The 15,975-nt window shown below is 49.2% G+C and carries 11 protein-coding genes; 4 read left to right on the top strand and 7 right to left on the bottom strand.

What is annotated here, in order from left to right:
- Positions 1–77: 77 nt before the first annotated feature.
- Complete coding sequence (locus NFI80_RS07915) at positions 78–1,946, top strand: serine hydrolase domain-containing protein (protein WP_235163534.1); 1,869 nt, start codon at positions 78–80, stop codon at positions 1,944–1,946.
- Between the two features lie 82 nt (positions 1,947–2,028).
- On the opposite strand, the gene NFI80_RS07910 is transcribed toward NFI80_RS07915, so the two are convergent.
- Complete coding sequence (locus NFI80_RS07910) at positions 2,029–2,718, bottom strand: hypothetical protein (protein WP_235163535.1); 690 nt, start codon at positions 2,716–2,718, stop codon at positions 2,029–2,031.
- A gap of 217 nt (positions 2,719–2,935) precedes the next feature.
- Here NFI80_RS07910 and NFI80_RS07905 point away from each other — a divergent pair, with 217 nt between their 5' ends.
- From NFI80_RS07905 to NFI80_RS07895, 3 genes are all read left to right on the top strand, one after another.
- Positions 2,936–3,748 (top strand): class I SAM-dependent methyltransferase, encoded by an 813-nt coding sequence (locus NFI80_RS07905; protein ID WP_235163536.1) that lies wholly within the window; start codon positions 2,936–2,938, stop codon positions 3,746–3,748.
- A gap of 100 nt (positions 3,749–3,848) precedes the next feature.
- Positions 3,849–4,643 (top strand): alpha/beta fold hydrolase, encoded by a 795-nt coding sequence (locus NFI80_RS07900; RefSeq protein ID WP_235163537.1) that lies wholly within the window; start codon positions 3,849–3,851, stop codon positions 4,641–4,643.
- Between the two features lie 10 nt (positions 4,644–4,653).
- Positions 4,654–5,871 (top strand): PAS domain-containing sensor histidine kinase, encoded by a 1,218-nt coding sequence (locus NFI80_RS07895; RefSeq protein WP_235163538.1) that lies wholly within the window; start codon positions 4,654–4,656, stop codon positions 5,869–5,871.
- An 81-nt stretch (positions 5,872–5,952) separates the two neighbouring features.
- On the opposite strand, the gene NFI80_RS07890 is transcribed toward NFI80_RS07895, so the two are convergent.
- From NFI80_RS07890 to NFI80_RS07865, 6 genes are all read right to left on the bottom strand, one after another.
- A complete protein-coding gene (locus NFI80_RS07890; RefSeq protein WP_235163539.1) occupies positions 5,953–7,443 on the bottom strand; it encodes a PQQ-dependent sugar dehydrogenase in 1,491 nt (496 codons plus the stop codon).
- Positions 7,444–7,465: 22 nt separating this feature from the next.
- Complete coding sequence (locus NFI80_RS07885) at positions 7,466–8,701, bottom strand: M14-type cytosolic carboxypeptidase (protein WP_235163540.1); 1,236 nt, start codon at positions 8,699–8,701, stop codon at positions 7,466–7,468.
- A 12-nt stretch (positions 8,702–8,713) separates the two neighbouring features.
- Positions 8,714–10,156 (bottom strand): RagB/SusD family nutrient uptake outer membrane protein, encoded by a 1,443-nt coding sequence (locus NFI80_RS07880; protein WP_235163541.1) that lies wholly within the window; start codon positions 10,154–10,156, stop codon positions 8,714–8,716.
- 26 nt (positions 10,157–10,182) lie between these two features.
- Positions 10,183–13,719: a TonB-dependent receptor gene (locus NFI80_RS07875; RefSeq protein ID WP_235163542.1), complete on the bottom strand. Its 3,537-nt coding sequence runs from the start codon at positions 13,717–13,719 to the stop codon at positions 10,183–10,185.
- Positions 13,720–13,917: 198 nt separating this feature from the next.
- Positions 13,918–15,102: a FecR family protein gene (locus NFI80_RS07870; protein ID WP_235163543.1), complete on the bottom strand. Its 1,185-nt coding sequence runs from the start codon at positions 15,100–15,102 to the stop codon at positions 13,918–13,920.
- Between the two features lie 78 nt (positions 15,103–15,180).
- Complete coding sequence (locus NFI80_RS07865; protein WP_235163544.1) at positions 15,181–15,750, bottom strand: RNA polymerase sigma factor; 570 nt, start codon at positions 15,748–15,750, stop codon at positions 15,181–15,183.
- Between the last annotated feature and the right edge of the window lie 225 nt (positions 15,751–15,975).

The raw sequence follows: 15,975 nt of genomic DNA, 5'->3' as shown, positions 1-15,975 counted from the left end.
TGGATAAATCCGAACGCAGAATAAATACAAAACGCCAACATTGGGTCAGAAATGATCACTACAAAACCCAATGTAAAATGACCCGTTTTTTTCTGCCGTCTATTTGGCTATTGGCCACGCTTTCACTTGCCTGGATCCCTGCCCGCGCACAGCAACCAGCTGCTCCTGCTAACATTGAAGAGCTTAAAAACATACTCCATACTGAGATGGAAAAGCAGCATGTTGCAGGCATGATGCTGACCCTCGTCAAGCGCGATACTGTGCTGTTAGCTGCCGGCCTCGGAATGGCGGACTACGAAAAGAAGCGGGCTGTAACCGAAAATGTTCTTTTTCGCGGCTCTTCCATCACCAAATTATTCGTCGCCGCCGCTGTCCTGAATCTGGTAAAACAAGGAAAGCTCCGGCTCGATTCCAGGCTCAAAGACATTGCCCCGAACATTCGTTTTCAAAATAAGTGGGAAGAAGTCAGTCCGGTTACAATCGACAAATTATTAGAGCATTCCACGGGTTTCAGCGATAAATCGCCCTTTGAAGAATACAATTTTTCTTCCAGGCAATACACCGGTTTGGAAGCCCTGGCCGTATTTGAAAAATACATGTCCTCCAAATGGAGACCAGGTGAGCGGCATGCTTATTCAGGCGTCAATTATGCTGTTCTTGATTATGTGATCGAACGCGTTTCCGGCAAAACCACAAATGACTATGTAAAAGAAGAGGTTTTTGCCAAACTGGGGATGGCCCACACAAATCTGAATCTGACAGATGACGACGCAGGGTTATATAGCAGAGGATATATATGGGACGGTCGTGGTTTTTCTCTTGTGCGGCATCAGCCTGCTTTCAGCAGTGGTTACAGTTCGCTGAACATCAATGCTGCGGATGCAGCCCGCGGCTTGAAAATGTTTTTGAATGGATGGGAGCAGCCTTATGGGAAGTTTTTGAGCAGAGAGTTTCTGGAAGATTCGGAAACGCCCCATACTTATCTGTCTGCAAGGGCTGGTCTCAGGAATACATATGCGTATGGCAATGAAAGTCACGAATTGGACGGGACATTATTCAGAGGTCACCGGGGCGCAATCGGCGGGTTCCTCTCGGCATTTTTATACAATCGCCAGCTGGGAGTTGGTTACGCATTTGCGCTTAACACGCATAATGAGGAGTTTTACAGGTTTGCAGATAGGCTGATCAGCCAATATTTGCTTGGCAATGCTCCCAAGCCAGTGCCCGCGGAAGTCTATCCATTGCATCAGAAGGTCGTTGATAGGCATGCAGGATATTATCGTTACGCTAATCCCAGCCAGTTATATAGTGGTTTTTTTGAGCGTCTGACCAACACCATTCACGTCAGGCAGGTGGGACAATTTTTGGACGTAAGCATTATCGGCCGTGGACAAATGCGGTGGCAGGCAACGGATAGGGAAGGCAGGTTTTATAAGCATATGAATGCAATCCACCCCCACATTGTTTTTCTGAACGACGGTGCCGGGAATCCCGCGATTTCGGACGGCACGATGTATTTCGAGAAAATTTCCGTCTGGCAGGCATGGATACCCATTATCTTGTTTATTGTCAGCGCCGTGCTAATGATTTCTGCCATCGGCTTTGGTGTGGTGAATGCCATTGTTTTGATCTTGAAGAAAGCGGGAAGAGGGCAATGGGTTGTTCGATTGATGCCAGGGCTTGCCGCACTTTCAGTATTGCTGTCTTTGTATTCACTTTCTCAGCTTTTCGAACACATGAAAGAAGCTTTGCCGATGGACGGCCTTCACACTGCGTGGACGATCGGAAATTATGGTTTTGCTCTTTTCATGATGTTCACCTGCATTCAGCTTGGACTGAAATGGAAATATTTACGAAGCTGGCCGCTCAAAATTTACTTATGCTGCGCTTCCGGTGCCGGAGTATACTTCATATGGCTCCTGGCAAGTAATCACTGGTTTTTCTGATCTGTAAAACAGCACGAATGCGCCCAATGATCAGGGAAATTATTGAGAATTTATAATGTGGGTCATTCATATTTGAAATTGCTTACTCAGCTGATTTCGTGACAATTTTCACATATGCTTCTGCCACATTGCCAATGGCGCTTGGACGTCCGTCGAGTTCTTCGGCTGTAGCGTCGTTATAGATCAGGAATGCGGTTAACCCACTGAAAGTGACAGGTTTGATGCCGGAGCCGGAATTGTTAAGTCTGTAAAGATAAGATAGCTCAAATGGCTGTTCGATGGTTCCGCCGACCGGGACTGTAAGCGGGACCGACATACCGATCTGATAACTTTCGCCCGGCGTGGTCAGGGCCAGCACGCCTGAAGTATGCTGCGTGTAACGCAGCTGATATCCGGCAACAACCGGAAATGATGGCGTCGCAATCCGCCTGATGGTGGCCTTCACGTCATATTTTAATGAACCGATCTGATCCACAGCCACGGCCGAGGGATTGGAATCTTCCTTGGCAGCCGACCGGGGTAAAATGATTTCACTCGCAGCAGGCGTAACCTCACCGAGAACAGCGCCGTCTTTGGCATAAAATGTAAGTTTTTCAATCTTGAATTCGCACGGGTAGGCGCGTGGCACTGTCATGTTGGTTGCGAGCATGCATTCTGATTCCGGCATGTTCGGAATTTCCGGTAATTCATGGTCGGTACAGGCTAATACCAAGCCGAACACGCAGATGGTGCCCATAGAGATCGCCTTGCGAATGGTGGAATTGGTTTTCATAACATGATCTGTTTTGGTTTTTATTGAGATACGTTATGATAATGATAATCAAGTCTTTACATTTATTCAAGTGAATCGCGTTCGTATCATTGACATTCTTATTTTACGGCCTCCGCTGCGTTGCCGATAACTAAGTCGGGCATCCGATCCGGTGGTCAACAGTCGTTTATCGGGACAGAGAAAATTAAAAGTATCTATTAACCAAAACGAAAAGAAAATGAATGCAAACAAAGCACTTTGGGAAAAAGGGGATTTTACCCGCCTGGCAGCAACGATGCGTGAAAGCGGTTCGGCACTGGTAGCGAAGTTGGGAATTAAGGCCGGCGCCGATGTTCTGGATCTGGGCTGTGGCGACGGCACTACTGCCATACCCGCAGCACGGTTAGGCGCCAATGTTCAGGGCGTGGACATTGCGAGAAACCTCGTGGAAGCCGGCAATGCCCGGGCAAGGGCAGAGGGCCTGACCAATATTACGTTTCGGGAAGGCGATGCCATTGATCTGAACGAGATTGCGGATGAATCGTTTGATCTGGTGGTAAGCGTTTTCGGGGCGATGTTTGCGCCCAAGCCATTTGAAGTGGCAAGAGAAATGTTCCGGGTTACGCGTCCCGGCGGGAAAATAGTCATGGGAAACTGGATACCCGGCGATCCGACGCTGGTTGCGCAGATCCTGAAAGTGAGCTCCGCTTACACGCCGGCGCCGCCGGAGGGGTTCGTCAGCCCGATGCTCTGGGGTGTTGAAGGCAATGTTACGGAGCGTTTCGTCGCAGCAGGCGCATTGCCGGAGAACATTTCATTTGAAAGGGAAACATTTACATTTCAAGCGCCTTATTCACCAGCAGTTTTTCTTGAAACATTCAGAAAATACTACGGCCCGACGATGAACGCCTTCGAAGCTGCGGAAAAAAACGGACAGGAAGAAAATTTGCAGCAGGAGCTGGAAAGCTTGTTCGAAAGCCAGAACCAGAGCCCGGACCGCAACCAGACTTCCATTCCTGCTACTTTCCTGAAAGTCACAGTTCTGCGCTGATATTTGTTTCTTGGGTCTGCTTTACATCTTGTTTCGGCAATTTGGTAAGCAGACCTAATATTTTGAGCCTTAAAGCCTATATTTGGGTTTTAGGCTCAAAATGAATGTAAGAAAGAGGAATAACGTCAGGATATTTGGCCAGGGTAACCAAGCGATGGTGTTTGCACATGGCTTCGGATGTGGGCAGAACATGTGGCGCTACATCTGGCCCGCATTCGAAAGGGATTACAAAATTGTGCTGTTTGACTATGTTGGAAGCGGTAATTCGGATGTGACCGCGTATAACTACGAACGTTATAGTAACCTGAACGGCTATGCCCAGGATATCATCGATATTTGCCGGGAGCTTGGTTTGATCGACTGCATTTTTGTTGGCCATTCGGTGAGCAGTATGATCGGGGTGCTGGCCTCGATAAAAAAACCTGAATATTTTGACCGTTTGATTTTGATCGGCCCATCCGCCCGGTATATTGACGATCAGGAATATGCCGGTGGTTTTCAGCAGCAAGACATTGAGGAGCTTCTGGAAACGATGGAAAAAAATTACATTGGCTGGGCTAATTTCCTGGGGCCTGCCATCATGCAAAACGAGGGCCGTCCTGAACTAGGTGCCGAGCTAACCGAAAGCTTCTGCTCGACTGACCCGGTTATCGCAAAGCAATTTGCACAAGTCACTTTCTTATCCGACAACAGAAGAGATTTGCCCAATGTGACACACCCGACGCTGATTATGCAGTGTTCAGAAGATATTATTGCGCCTGTGGGGGTAGGAGAGTTTGTGCACTCGCAAATGGGTAACAGTGCTTACCGGCTCATGCAGGCAACAGGACATTGCCCGCACCTGAGCGCGCCGGAAGAGACCGTGAAGCTGATGGAGGAATTTCTGGATTTATAAACTATTTCTGTTGGGAGAGGCTGAGCACATTTTACAAGACCTACCCTGCGGCTGCGTCGTTTTCGATGGGGCCGGGATGATCACATTTGCTAACCGCACGCTGTGCTCAGTGCTCAATTACCAGTCTGATGCGATTCTGGGGCACAGCATTGAGAAAATCCTAACCATATCAAGCCGGATCTTTCACCAAACCCATTTTTTTCCATTACTTAAATTAAATGGCACGGTCAGTGAAATATTTCTTACGCTGAAACCGATGACTGGCAGCCCGATCCCGGTGATGGTCAATGCTAAAATACAGAATGAAAGCGATCCGATTCGTTACGTGTGCGTATTTGTGCCCGTATGGGAGCGGCGGAAGTATGAAGAGCAGCTTCTTGAAACCAACCGGGTGCAACAGAAAGCACTGGATGAAAATGCGATGTTGAACAGGCTCAAAGATGAGCTGGAATCGAACCAGTTTGCGCTTGACAGGAAAATTTCGATTTTGAGCGAGCGCAGTCAGGAGTATTTGCAAATGGGGAAGATATTCATGCATGATATGCAGGAGCCCGTGCGTAAAATAAGCCTCTTTTTCGACACCTTCATGCGCAATGCGCACATTGCCCCTAATACCGACGACGCCCGACATTTATCTGTCATTAAGAAATCAATCCTACGGCTGCGGTCCATGATGGGCTCGATGCTGGACTTCGTGCAGGTCAGTAACGCTTCCGATCCGATGACTTTGCTCAATCCGGCAGACCTCATCACGGAGGCGCGCAACCAGTTGATGAGGGAAAAAGATGCTATTGATTTTAACATTAAAATTGGGGAACTGCCTGAATTTGATGGAAGGCAGACGCAGATCAAACGCGTTTTTTATGAGTTACTGAAAAATGCCGTCGAGAACAAAGCTCCTGACCGAACATTGAGCATTGAAGTTACTGCAGTCATTTCCGAAGAAAATATTTACCGGAACCACTCCTCGAAATATAAATACACCGACCATATCAAGATCGAATTTGCTGACAACGGAGTTGGATTTGACAGTCAGTTTAATGATTATGTGTTTCGTTTGCTGAATAAGCTCAATACGGATTCACCGGGCCTGGGGGTAGGTCTTGCTTTGTGCAAACAGGTTATTTCAAGCCATTACGGAACAATGAAAGTCAAGTCCAGGGTAGGAGAAGGGACGACTTTTATTATTACTTTACCTCTTCGGCAAATCGCTGACTACACCAACTAACATTCATGTGCCTTATTGTGCGGCATCAGAGGCTGTTGAAATCGCCAGAACAGAAACCAGCTTGCCGGCCGTGACGGAATGTTATTTATTTGCACGTACGCGGCTGATTTCGTCGGGTTTAACCGTGTTTTTGTTGGTTGAAAAATTTGACCGGGCATAGGATAACAAGGTCGCCAGCTGGTCGTCGCTCAGGAATCCGAATGCCGGCATTGCTTCTCCGGAGGCTGATTGCGAACCTTTGAGTAAAAACGCGATAAGTGCTTCATTGTCGCCGGATAGCCGGGCAGATGTTACAAGCGAAGGAAATGATCCCACAACCCCGCGGCCATCGGTTTTATGGCACGACTGACAAAAGTTCTGATACAATTCAGAAGCGCCTGAATGCTTTGTTTCCTGCCTGGTTTTTACGGTACGCCTGCTTTTCGGAATAACGCCGCTTTTGCTGATCCGAATGATCCGGTCATCGGTTTTGAGCGGGAAATTCGCTGGCGGGTTCCAGTCGCGGTTGCTGGTGGAGATGTAAATGTCGCCCGAAGGAGAAACGCATACATCGCGGAGCCTGCCGAATTGCTTGCTGAATGCAATGTCTTCCGCAACCACTTCTTCCTGGTCCGCATCCAGTTTCAGGATGCGCAGACTCTGGTCCTTTAATGTACTGAGCAGCAATGCATTTCTCCATTCGGAAATGTTACCATTATAATATTCCATTCCGGCCGGCGCAATGGTCGGCGTCCAGGCTTTCACTGGAAATGTGCTTTTATGGGTTTTTGCATGTTCCTTTTCCTCCGGCAGATCACTGAATCCGGCCATGTAGGGCCAGCCATAATCGCCATTTTTTACGACCAGGTTAACCTCGTCATCCGTTGCGTCGCCATGCTCGGCGATGAAAAGGTTGCCGTTTTTGGTAAACGTCAATCCCTGCGGAACGCGAAATCCCATGGCCCAGGACGCACTTCCGGGATGTGGGTTATCATTGGGAATTGTGCCATCCAGATTGAGCCGGAGCACTTTGCCATGGGCGAATGCCGGATCGCGAATCGTTTCTTTTTGTTTTAAATCACCGGTTGCCCAAAGTAATTTCCTGTCCTTTGAGATCACAAGCCTGGAACCATTATGGCCCAGGTAGCCTGGAATTTGCTTCAGTAACACCGGATCGATCAGCACCTTACCATTATAAGTATACCTGACGAGTTTTGATACAATGACAGAATCGGGCTGGATATGGGTATAGTTGATAAAAGCCTGCGGATGCGTTTTCCAGTCCGGATGCAGGACCATGCTCATCAGTCCAAGGCGTTTTCTGTAATAATCTTTGATCTGCAAAAGCTCCGTGACGTGGCCGGTTTTAGGATTGAGCTTGCTGACCTTCCCGTCGTGGTCGGTAAACCAGATCATGTTGTCCGGTCCCCATATCATCTCCCACGGCACATTCAGGTTTTCAGCAATCGTCGTTACATCCAGAATGGTTGAATCCAATTCTAATTTTTCTGTCTTAAAGTCCGGCAACGGTTTTGGCCTGTAACCAAACGATGCCATTGCAAATGCAGCCACGCCCGAAAGCGCGGCTAACATATATATCGGTTTTCTCATCCGGTTACTTCTCAAAATAATGGTAAAAAACTTCCGGCAATTTGCCTCCCAGGGAAAGCCAGTCTGCGGCTAGCGGAGCCTTTTTGAGGCCTTCTACCCATTCGTAATTGAGCTCGTAAACGAGTGCTTCAATACCAAATCTTTCCATAAAACCCTCGCCTAATGTTCCCGGATTACGAAACCCCGGCTTGGTGGAGCCTTCGGTATACCAGGTGTATTTTCTTAACAGACTGTCCAGTCTAGCCATATTGGCCCGGTAGGCGGTGATATCACCGTCGGGGCGGCTGATGTGCAGGTTCCCGCCCGCATCGTTATGGACGTCAATGCCCAGGTCTGGTTTTTTGCCTGCGGCACCCATTTTGGTTAGCCATTTTTCCAGATAGTAATTTTCCGGCGCAATCAGGGAATCGGCTGCCTTGTCCCATTTTCTGTTCAGGTCGTAACCATTCGCATTGAAACGCGTTTTCCCGCGCGCAACGCCATCCTTATTCGTCATAGGCAAAATGTACACACAGTAACGTTTGAGATAAAGCTTCATATCGGCATCATCTTTCAACAATCGGTCGATGAGGCCTTCCAGTGTCCAGTTGCCACCGGCTTCAAATGCATGCGCGCGGCCGCGGAGGAATATCCTTTTGGGTGCCTTCTCGTTGCCAATTTTAATGATTTCCAGCGAACGGCCTTCGGCTGTCTTGCCAATAGGCGTGATCGTTACCAGTTTGTGGTTTTTGATTCGGGCCAGGAGTTTGTCCAGGTCGCTGATCCGGTATGGTTCAATGCTGGCAATGTAGGCGCTAGGGGCGGTCATTTTAAGTCTGATCAGCATCCGGTTTCCTTCGATGTATTCAGTAGGGCGGCTTTCCCAGGTTTTACCATCAAAGGAGATGACGGCCGGCGACTGTTTGGATATAGGGCTGGCGTGGATGTTATTCCAGATGTTGTCAAAGTTTTGCAGGATCAGAGTCACCTCTTTTCCAACCGGGGCCTCCACCTTGAAATGCCAGTGGTTGTTGGCCCGGTTGAGTGAAAACCGCTCATGGTCATAAACAAGACTGATAATGATCCTGCCTGCGGAATCGGCTTCCCAATTGAGCGGCGAGGCGTTTTCGAAACCCGTATGGATGAAAACGTCTGGCGCAGGTTTGTTATCCTGGGGTGTTTGCCCGATGGCAGCGCTAACGATTTTGAACAAACAAAAAATGAAAACGGCCAGCGACTTGAAAGCATTTTTTAAAAACATATCAGATCTTTTTTAGAAAGTATAACCAGGATTTTGCTTGATCCCCTGCGGGTTCACATCGATCTGCGTCTGAGGAATGGGGAAGACCGCATTGAATTCGGCCACGACGGGCGCTTTGAAATGCTGGTTCATGACCGCAACCTCGCGGCCCGTACGCACCAGGTCGAACCAGCGGTGGCCTTCGAAAGCCAGCTCCACCTGCCGCTCATGCTCAATGGCGAGCGCAAACGCGGCTTTCGACAAGCCTGCCGCCAGCGGCGCAAGCTTCGCCCGCTTCCTCACTGCATTAATGGCTTCGTAAGCTTCGGGAGTAGGGCCGCTGCCTGCCTGGCTGATCGCCTCCGCGTACATGAGCAGCACATCCGCATAGCGCAGCACGGTCCAGTTATTATCGGCGTCGCCTTCGGAAAAAGGTGTATCCTGGTATTTCAATGTGTAGGGATCGGCTACGAACTTTCCGGTCGCAGCGTCGGTATAGCCGGTAGCCAGCGATGCGGCTTTTCGGGCATCTCCTGGTTCATACGCGGCCACCAGATCGGCCGTGGGGTTGTTTCTGCCTCCTGCAAAACCGACTTTGATGATATTCGTTCCCGAGTTACGCGGCATAAAATTGTTGTAAAAACTGCTTCCGGTCCCCGTTCCGCCTTTTTTAAACTGAACCTCAAAAATAGATTCCTGGTGGTTGGCGTTGGCGACGGGCCAGAGTGCAGCGTAGTCGTCCAGCAACTTGTAATTTCCTTGGTCGATGACTTCTTTCAGCTTGTCTTTGGCTTTGGCAAATTCCCCCATGGTCAGGTAAACTTTGCCTAACAGTGCTTTTGCAGCTCCTTTTGTTGCTTTACCAATGTCAGCTCCGGTGTAAGCGACGGGAAGTTTTTGTTCCGCTTCCGCCAGATCGGCGATAATCTGGTTGTAAACCTCCGCCTTGGCTACTCTCGACTGACTGTAACCCTCAGAAACGGACTTGGTTTCGGACAAAACCAACGGAACGTCCCCGAATGTGCGCACGAGGTTGAAATATTTCAAAGCCCGCAAAAATTTCACTTCCCCGATAAAGCGCTCGCGCAGCGCATTGTCCATTGTGGCACCATTGATGTGATCCAGAACCGTGTTGCAAGCCAGGATCCCGCGATAAGTGTCGATCCACATGAGCCGGATAATTTCATTCGTGGACGCCATTTTGAACTGGTCCAGCTCAGCGTCGGGCAGGTTGCCGCCCACTTCGAAGTTCATTGTGTTGTCGGACCTCACTTCGGAAACATTATAATAGGCATAGCCATATTCTCCCGCCGAAGAGAGCATCCCATACGCCGCATTCACGGCAGCCTGCATGTCGGACGCGTTTCTGTAAAAATTGCTCACGTTGGTGGCATCCCTGGGTGCGAGTTCAAGGAAATCCGAACAGCCGGTGCCAAGCATGCTCAGCGCGCAAAGGATATATGCATTTAATTTCATGTTCGTGTCAGTTTAAGGGCTGGTGATTAAAAGGTCAGGTTTAATCCAAGTGTGAATGTCCGGGCGAGCGGATAGCCGTTGAAATCCACGCCGGGCGTCAGCGAACTGCTGCCGTTCAGGCTTTGTTCGGGGTTGTAACCCAGATATCTGGTAAATGTAAATGCGTTTTGAACAGACAGATTAATGCTCGCAGCACGTGCATAAGCCACTTTCCCGATCTTTTCCGGCAGCGCATAACGCAGATTAATGTTCCGTATCCTGAAAAACGAGGCGTCCTCCACCAGCAGGCTTGATACATAGCTCACATTACCGCCGGTAGCCACCGTGTTGGCGCGCGGCGTGCGTCCGTCACCGGGTTTGTCGGCAGATTGCCATCTGCCCAACACATCCCTGCGGCTGTAACTGCCATTCACAAGCCCCAGGTTTCTCCTCGAACCGTTCAAGAGTTCAAGCCCCTGTACACCGTCTGCCAGAATGCTCAGGTTTAGCCTTCCGAAGCTGAAATTGTTGGTAATGCCGTAAAAGAAGTCGGGATGGTTGTTTCCGATGATGGTAACGTCGTTGGGTGTAATGGTGCCGTCACCGTCCACGTCCTTATATTTCAAATCCCCCGGCCGAGAGCTGCCTTTTACCGACGGCAGGTTATCCACTTCTTCCTGGGACTGGTAAACGCCAATCGCCTCATATCCCCAGTAACTGCCAATCGGCTGGCCGATCTTTGTAATGTGCGTATTGGGACTAAATGAAGGGCTTTTTGAAATGATCGGGTTGCCCTCGGGCCCCAGCGCAACGACTTTGTTCCGGTTGAACGAAATGTTGAAATTGGTCGACCATTTAAATGCTTTCACAAAGTTTTTCGTGCTCACACTGAATTCCCAGCCCTTGTTATTGAGCTTGCCGATATTTTGCAGAGCCGTTTCGTAGCCCGTAGAGGCGGGGACGGGCACATTCAGCAGCAGGTCGGTGGTATTTTTATTGTAGTAATCAATCGTGAACATTAACCGGTTGCGAAGTATACCAAAATCGATTCCAATGTCCATTTGATGCATGACTTCCCAGCCAAGCTGCTCGTTTGTGATGGAAGAGGGGTAAAGACCGTACACGACGCTGCCGGTCCCCGCGCCAAAGCTGTATCGCCGGTTGGACAAAAGGCCTATCTGGCTGTAATTTCCAATCGTGTTATTGCCGGCGAGTCCGTAACTCGCCCGCAGTTTCAGGTCGGTAACAACGTGCTGACTGCTCAAAAAAGGCTCTTCTGATAAATACCAGCCCAACGAAGCGGAAGGGAATGTTCCCCATTTGTTTTTAGACCCGAAGCGCGACGACCCGTCCCGACGGACGGTGGCCGACAGCAGATATTTGCTCGCAAAAGTATAGTTAACCCTTCCCAGATAAGAGAGCAGCGACCATTCCGACATGCCTGTTCCTCCGCTTGTAACCTGTCCTGCATTCAATGTCGGCACCAGGTCCGTCGGGAAATTCGTGGCAGCAAGCGATGTATACTCGTATTTCGCTTTTTGGGAAGTAAACCCCGCGAGCACATCCAGCTCGTGTTTGCCGTTAAATGTCTTTTTGTAACTCAGCACGTTTTCGTTCAGCCAGTTGATGTCCCTGCCGTTGCTGGCGGATGCTCTGGCTTGCACCGGTGCGGGAACGCCATTGCTTCCAAGGTCAGAGGGATAAAAGGTGTTCTGGCGTGCGTCGGAGTAATCGATCCCGAAAGATGTCCTGAATTTCAGGTTTTCGAGAATGTTGATTTCTGCATAAATGTTTCCTAATGTCCTGAAAACGGTCTTTTTATCTTTGATCTTACTTGCAATCGCAACCGGGTTATCGATCACGCCCAGGTTGTAGGGGGATGTTCCCAACAATGTGGTGAAGGTGCCGTCGGGGTTGTAAACGGGGACGGTTGGCGGCATGGAAAGCGCTGACGCCAGGATGCCGCTTGTAAAAACCTGGTCTTCGACGGGTAGTAACTTGTTGGACGAAAATGAAGGGGCAATGTTAACACCCACTTTTACGGCCTTTGAAACCGAATGATCGAGGTTAATGCGCGCGGAATATCGGTCAAATCCGGTGTTCATGACCACACCGTCCTGTTTGAAATATGCCCCGGAAAGAAACAGCTGCGTTTTTTCGCTTCCCGCGGATACGGAGAGTTGGTGGTTCTGGATGGGTGCAGTCCTGAAAACTTCATCCTGCCAGTCTGTTCCTTTCCCGAGCGATTCCGGGTTTTTGAACATTTCCGGAATTTGGAGTGTGGCTGGTCGTAAATCGTTGGGGTCGGTGGCTTTGCCGCCGCGGTCCACCCATGCATTGTTCCTGGCCTCGGTGTTGAATTCGGCATATTCCCTGGCATTAAGCATATCGATTTTGTTGGCAACCTGCTGCACGCCGTAATACGTGTCGAGCTGAATCGTCGACTTGCCCATCTTGCCGTGTTTGGTTGTGACGAGCACCACACCATTGCTTCCGCGCGAGCCGTAAATGGCTGCTGCCGAGGCATCTTTCAGTATTTCAATGGACTCAATGTCATTAGGATTTATCGTCGAAAGGGGATTAAAGCTGCTGTTGAAATCCCCTGAAACCGGAAATCCGTCGATCACATACAAGGGCTCGTTGCCCGCGCCAATGGAACCTGTTCCGCGGACTCGGACCGAAACGCCGCCGCCCGGCGCACCCTTGGATTGAGAAACGCTCACGCCCGCAATCTGCCCGGCCATGGCTTGATCCAGACTTGTCAATGGTTGATTTTCAATGCTCTTCATCGGAACAGATGCCACGGAACCGGTAATGCTGCTTTTGTTTTGGGTTCCATAACCCACCACCACCACATCATTCAGCGATTTGGTATCGACCGTCATGCCGAAATTAATCTCCGTCCGGCTGCCCGCAATAACCTCCTGACTTTTGTAACCCACAAAACTGACGATCAATGTCACGTCACCGGCTTGCGTGGCCCCGTCGGGGATAATGAGCTGATATTCACCATTGCCGTCCGAAGTGGTGCCCATTTGTGAATTTTTAACCAAAACACTTACCCCCGGAAACGCATTGCCGTTTTCATCGGTGATCCTTCCTCTGATCCGCCGGTCGATGGGCTGGGGCACAGGTTCGATGCTTTTTAAATTAAGGTTGATATCCTGCCTGATAGCCGGAATTTTCAGCGGCTGCATGTTATCTCTGGCTGCGTTTTTTACCGCCCTTTTTACGACAATGTTCTGGTTGAAAATCTTGTAAGTCAGCGGCAGGTCCCTGAAAAGGGTCGTAAGCGCCTGGTCGATGCTTGCGTTTTTTACCCGGAGTGATACTTTCTGTGATTCCGGCAAATCGAGTTTGTCGTACAAAAACAGGTAACCGCTCTGTTTTTCAATGGTTTTTAAGACATTTTCAACAGGCAGGTTTCGGGCATGAAACGATATTTTCTGACTGTATCCGTCCGCAGTGACCTGGGTAAGGGTGACAATGAGCAAAAGGAAAATTCGAGTCATAATGGTTACTATTTTTGCAGGAAGGCTCGCCTGCTCGTACCCGCATAGGACGGACAACAAGTTTATTTTCATAAATTTGTAAAGTTTAGGAATAGCAAATTGACTTTTGAAGAGAAGCTCGGTGGTGCGCCTGAACATCCGGGGAAAATGTTAGCGCATTTTCCCTTTTTGTTTAAACGGCATCACGCTCACGGCGAATGATATGGAATGCGTGTCATGATGAAAAAAGGTTTGGGTTTATAAAGTATAAAACGTTTAACTATATACGCGTCAGGGATCAATGATCATCCTGGAACCTTCGATGCGGCAGTTCACGCCTGCATACCGAAGCATTCCCGACACTTCCGACAAGTTCACATGGCGGGAAACGCGTCCGGTAAACTGGCGCACCGGGATCTTTCCGGCATACAAAACCTCTACGTCATACCACCGAGAAAGCTGCCGCATGACCTCTTCAACACTGGCATCTTTGAAATAAAACATGCCATTTTTCCAGGCAACCGCCTCATCGAGTGCAATGTACCGGGTCTTGATCTTTCCGGTTGAAAGCACCGCTGCCTGCTGTCCGGGTTTGAGTTTTGTATTTTGGTTCACATTCCTGATAAATACCGAACCTTCCACCAGCGTCGTTTTGGACGGCCCTTCTTCCGGATAAGCCATAATGTTGAAACTCGTTCCCAAAACCTGCACCTCAGATTTATTGAATTTTACACGGAATGGGCGGCTCTTGTCTTTGGCGACCTCAAAATAAGCTTCGCCTGTGATCTCCACTTTTCGTTCCGAGGAAGGAAAAGTAGATGGGAAGCGAATGGATGACGAGGCATTGAGCCAGACCTTACTTCCGTCGGGCAGGAGCACTTCGTACTGTCCGCCCTTGGGTGTGGAAAGGGTGTTTATACTGACCTTCTCCGTTGCATTCCCTGGTTTTGCATTGTAAACCAATATTCCCTCCTGTGATTTGCTCACTTCCGCATCGCCCTGTCGTGTCAGGAAGCCGCTTTTTGCGCTGGCTAGTTCTATCGCTGAGCCGTCCGAGAGTGTCAGTAAGGCCTTGGCGCCGCCTGGTTTGACATCGCTGGTCTTAGGTTGAGCCGTATGAGCGATTTTCGTTGCCGGATCAGGAGCTAATTTCCACCAGGCTCCCAGACCAATCAAAACAAAAACAGCGGCGGCAGCGGCGTACCGAAGCCATCCTATGCGGATCACCTTTGTTTGTATTTCATCTTTTGGCGTTGCATCGAGGATGGAACTCAGCATGGCGTTGCTTGTCTCATTGGTAAGAATTCCATCGCTGGGGTTCAGTTCCTCCCAACCTTTTTTAAGAAATTTTTCCAGAACTGCATCGTCTTTGGATAAACGTATAAACGCCATTAATTCCTCTTTTTCCGAAGCTGTTGCCAACCCGTTGTAGTATCGGTTAAACAATTCCTCCAAACGCATCTCGGGATTCTCCATCAGCAGCAACATTACTTGTGGTATGTGCTTATAAGACAATCACCCCGACTGAAAAGGGGGTATGCTTTTTAGTAAAATTTAAAGATTATTTTGAATAAAAAATAAAATGCTGATAATGAGCTTTTTAGTAATGTATCCCGAAATGAATTCCGTAGCGATTTGCAGATATTTTTTGACAGTCTCCTTCGAAAGTCCCATTCTCATGGCCACTTCGGTGTACGTAAGCCGCTCGTGGCGGGCTAGGAGATAGGCCTGACGCTGCTGGGGCGGCAGCCGGTCAATCGCTTCATCTATCAGGATATAACGGTAATCTTCCTCGCTCGTCTCAGCTAACGGCAGCTGGTCCAGGGCCGGGTCGAGGTCGGTTGTCAGCGCTTTTTCGCGCGCCGTTCTTTTCAGACAATTTAATGCGGCGTTCTTTGAAATGACGTAGAGATACACGGGGAAGTTTCCGATTCCGGTCAGCGTTTCGCGGTTGAGCCATATTTTCAGGAACACATCATGCACGACTTCTTCGGCCAGCTCGGTGGATTTGGTGATCCGGTAAATGTGGATGGCAAGTCTTTGATGGTAACGATTGTATAATGCTGTGAAAGCCCTTTCATCTCCCTGAGCAACTGCCAGTAAAAGCGCAATGTCCTGATCCAAAGGAGGTAGATTGGGTTTTTGTAATACAAAATGACAGTCTCCGCTTCTTGCAAAAGCGCTTCAAGGTAAGCAAAGAATCCAATTTATAAATTCTAATTGAAACAGGGCATGGAATCGCAAATGCGCACCATAACTTCCGCTTTTGCCGCTGCCAACCGATCCCGGTAAGTCACTCGCTGTGGACAGGCATGAAGGCGGTAGCGTTTTTTTTTCTATTTTCGCTCA

Origin of the sequence: Dyadobacter chenhuakuii (assembly GCF_023821985.2) — a bacterium.
GTDB lineage: Bacteria > Bacteroidota > Bacteroidia > Cytophagales > Spirosomataceae > Dyadobacter > Dyadobacter chenhuakuii.
Note: the sequence above shows the minus strand (reverse complement) of the source record. Positions and strands in the feature narration are given on the sequence as shown.